General features: G+C 44.6%; 3 protein-coding genes and 1 pseudogene. All 4 read right to left on the reverse strand.

Annotated elements, in window-relative coordinates:
• Positions 1-52: 52 nt before the first annotated feature.
• A pseudogene (locus FEK47_RS22575) lies at positions 53-547 on the reverse strand (ISAs1 family transposase); the annotation flags it as partial.
• Between the two features lie 206 nt (positions 548-753).
• A complete protein-coding gene (gene ltrA / locus FEK47_RS22580) occupies positions 754-2076 on the reverse strand; it encodes a group II intron reverse transcriptase/maturase (RefSeq protein WP_135486497.1) in 1323 nt (440 codons plus the stop codon).
• Positions 2077-2857: 781 nt separating this feature from the next.
• Complete coding sequence (locus FEK47_RS22585) at positions 2858-3232, reverse strand: hypothetical protein (RefSeq protein ID WP_135486495.1); 375 nt, start codon at positions 3230-3232, stop codon at positions 2858-2860.
• The coding region (locus tag FEK47_RS22590; protein ID WP_240730983.1) for an RHS repeat-associated core domain-containing protein at positions 3217-4243 on the reverse strand (1027 nt) is incomplete at its 5' end. The genes FEK47_RS22585 and FEK47_RS22590, both read right to left, overlap by 16 nt.

Raw genomic sequence — 4243 nt, forward strand, 5'->3', positions numbered from 1 at the left:
TCTCTGCAATATCTTTCTGGCAACCCATCGCATCAGTCGTGATAACTTTTCATTTAATATCCAACATGTTAAGAAGTTCAGGGATAGCTGTAATCTCATTAGATTTCTCATCCGCCTTGATCTGTCCGATGACCAGACTGTGCATTGTTGAGAACGCACTAATGACATGAATCGCTCCCTTGCGGCGACTCTTGTCATAAGAGTGCCGGAGCGTTTTTCCATCAATTGCAATGACGTCTTTATCATTTGAGGAATGGCAGTCACGCATCCAGTTAATAAAGCACTCATGAAATTTTTCAGGACTGATACAGGATACAACCCTGGCAATAGTATCGTGAACAGGAATACCATTTTCAAAATCACCATATTGCTTCAAAAAATCGAGATGTGTTTCCCCGAAATCCTCTATATCTTCCCAACTTTCTGCACCAGAAATAACGGGAAAAATAGTCAACAGTAGAATATCCGATAATTTATGCTCCACTTTCCAGGCTTGTCTGTAATCGGGAATAATAGAAATATGTTCCATCAATTTTTTAAGTTCCATTTTGCTCTCCTTAATTATGTAAGGAGTATTTGATCATGTATAAGCAATGGAAAACAGCTTTAGGTAATAAGGAATATCTCAATTATTGAATATTTAGTGCGAATTATTTAGTACAAAAAAGCAGCGTTGAGTGAGTAGGCCACCGGAACCTCCCCGACAGCCTCTCGCAGAACCGTACGTGAAACTCTCGCTTCATACGGCTCCCGTCAGGCAAACGCGCTTTCCGGTCCTGCATTCCAGTGGGCAAATAATTCCGGCTTCTCTTTCGACAGTCTTTCCATTAACTGACACGCCTTCGTCTTTTTATACCGCAGGGTCTTGTATTTCTTTCTCGCCCACGCAATCAGCGTCAGATTAATATATCTGCATACTTTCTTCATCGCTGACTTGTGGTATTTCGCGTAATAATTCAGCCACCCCGATATCATCGGATTCAGCCTTTTCGCAATATCTTCAAGACTCATCTCCACCCTGCGTCTGAGCCGCAGTTTCCTGAGTTTTTCGATCATGCCTTTCTGTGCACTGTTACTCACCGCCGGACTGAAACTCGTAAAGAGATTTCCCCTTCGCTGATTACGTGCTCTTCTCGCCCTGAACGTATAACCCAGAAAATCAAACTGCACTGTTTCGTGGCTCGCCTGTCGTTCGCTGTCTTTGCAGTAAACTATTTTCGTTTTCTCCGGATGTAATTCCAGTCCACATTCCTGAAAACGTTTTGCCAGTTTATTCAGTAATTCCTCTGCCTGTTGTTTACTGCCACAATGAATTAATCCATCATCTGCATAACGACACCAGGGAATTTCCGGATAATGTAACGACAGCCATTTATCAAACACATAGTGCAGAAATAAATTCGCCAGTACCGGACTGATGACTCCACCCTGTGGCGTACCTTTATTTCTTTCCTTTAGTGTTCCATCCGGCATCTGCACCGGCGCTGTCAGCCACCTGCGAATAGACAGTCTTACCCATTTATCCGCACAATGTTTATCCACTGCCCTGAGTAATAAATCGTGGGGGATATTATCGAATAACCCTTTAATATCAAACTCAAGACACCAGTCGTATTGCCAGCAGCGTTTTCTGGTGACTGCTATTGCATCCAGCGCTGATTTTCCATGCCGGTATCCGTATGAATCATTCAGGAAATAACGCTCCACTAATGGTTCAAACGTTACCAGCACCGTCATCTGCGCTATTCGATCGCTTACTGTCGGTATTCCTAAAAGTCTTTTACTGCCATCCTTCTTCGGAATTTCCACCGCACGCACTGGCGGCGGCATCCAGCTTCCCGACGATAACCGGTTCCAGATTTTGTACAGATTTCCTTTCAGATCCCGCACAAAATCTTTCAGCGTCTGGTTATCCACTCCGGCAGCTCCGGCATTCGCCTTTACCCGCCGGTACGCTTCCACCACATGCAATTTACTGACCTGAAACGGTTTTGTCTGTTCACCCGCAGCCTCCTCCTGTTTACAGTTGGGCTGTGATGCAGACTGCCCGACGCTGCCCCTTCGCTCCACGTTCATTACAAACGCTTCCTCACTACTACGAACAGCTCTGCCCCGGTTTCGCACATCGATACTCTCATACTCATAATTTCGGTTATTTGTATTTCTCTCTTGACATTGCGACGACCGGTTCCCGTAGTTCCTGCAAAGAGCCTGATACAGCGTCATGCCTGCTATACGCCGGACACCATTTACGCAGCATTCGGAATTCACCCGTAAATTAATCCCGGCGGTATCACGAAACCTCCGGTTTTGATGTCACTTAGGACTAACGACGTTTCAACACAGGTTCGGGTTTACTCATCTCACTGTATCTCACCCAGGATCAGATCTCGTCTGATCGTTCCCCCTGCGCTCACTACCATGGCTCTTTACCACAGCAGCCGGGGTTGTTTGGGACCGACTTCCGACAGCAGATCCCGGTGGGCCTGCCACCATCTCTTCACAAGCTTATGCTTATTACATGCAAAATGTCCCGTTTTGCATCTTTGTGCCTACGGCACACCGTGATCTTTCCCTGTCCTGAACGGTTTACAGGAGTAAGTGTAGACGATGGTAAATGAATTTTATGGGGCAGAGTTTTTGCGGGGAAGTATTTTGTTGGTAAAAATATTATCAACTTCATCTGAGCGAGAACTATTCTACTATTTTCCGAGCTGCATTCATTTTTTGTATTTTTTATTTTTAGAAAATAACAGTTCTCAAAGCTTAATTACCTAATTATTAATTGTATTTCAAACCAATAATTGCACTCCGTTTTTCTCTTTTTAAAAAATATAAATACTGTTAAAATAAATATTTATTTCGTTATCTTAAATGCTATTTCTACATCACTCGTCCTTATAATAAAATTATTCTTATCCATAGTTATTTTTGCAGGTTTAAAATAGCGACTTTCACCAAAGTCAGCCATAAAAATTAGACTACAAGTTCTCCATGCCTTTGCACATGAGAAAAACCACCCATCAACTCTATTTATTCCTGAACCTTTAACACCATAATAAATCAGAATTTCTGGGTATTGTTCATCCTTCACGTTTTCATATTTTTGGTATTTAATTGAAAACCAAGAGTCTATACTGCCAACATCTTCAAAAAATATTGGAGCAGATGTTTCCGCATGAACATATGCAGAAAATGCTAACAAAATGGCAATACTTAGTTTGGTAAACATATCGTTCCACACTTTTCAGGATAATCTATTGGGGGGAAGGGATCTTTTCCTCTAAATCTAATTGCTCCCACTCCTTGTTTGTCAGACCATTCGCCATTTGCATCCTGACGATACCAGTGATAATCCCCTCCCATGCCTATAAAATTGTGAGGACGAATAAACAATTGAGCTTTATGGTAACCAGATGGACAACTCCCATTATCTAAATCCTTGGCACCATCATTTTTTGACGCTTCAAAAATACTACCGCAAGTGAGTTTAGAAAACTCTTTTCCAGATAATTCTCCAGGTTGTAATCCTCCGCCGCCAAAAATCCTACTCCCAGGGTTTCCATACCTATTTAGAGCATATGAATAACAATTATTTACGGCAAGATAATACGGATCTGAATTTAGTTCTCGATTGAATACTGGAGCAGGTTTATCAATTAAGCCCAATGGATCAATAGAATAGGTTGGATGTATAGAAGCATATACATACTGATTCCACCCGCCTTCCAGCCCAATTGGGTCCTGAGTGATATATCGCCCCTGCAGCGGGTCATAATAGCGGTGGCGGTTGTAATACAGGCCGGACTCCTCATCATACTGCTGCCCCGGCAGGCGGATGAGCTGCTGCAGCTGATGCGGGTTCTCTTCATTCAGCAGGTTGCCCCACTCATCGTATTCTGCGCACCACGCTGTTGCCCCTTCCGTGCTGATAAGCACCAGCGGCAGGCCGCGATGGTCGCAGTGGTACAGGTGGATTTTTCGCGCCGGCGTGTACACCGGGTCCATCTGGTTTTGCATCTGCTCCACCGTCAGGCCGCACGATGCCAGCCAGCGGCGGCTTTCCTCACTCACCCGGTCAGCCAGGATTTCACTTTCCAGCCGGTCGAGCATCTGCACCAGCACCGACGGGAACACCACACTGCCACCGTCTTCACCGCCGGACTGCTGAAGGGCATCCGCCAGGCTGCGGCGCTGCGTTTTCGCCAGCTCACCGGTGGCAGTTTCAACTCTGATGAGTGGC

The sequence above is a fragment of the Escherichia sp. E3659 genome (assembly GCF_005781135.1).
Taxonomy (GTDB): Bacteria; Pseudomonadota; Gammaproteobacteria; order Enterobacterales; family Enterobacteriaceae; genus Escherichia.

Coding starts and splice junctions, on each gene's coding strand:
- ltrA (WP_135486497.1), bottom strand. CDS start 2,076: ATGAACGTGGAGCGAAGGGGCAGCGTCGGGCAGTCTGCATCACAGCCC.
- FEK47_RS22585 (WP_135486495.1), bottom strand. CDS start 3,232: ATGTTTACCAAACTAAGTATTGCCATTTTGTTAGCATTTTCTGCATAT.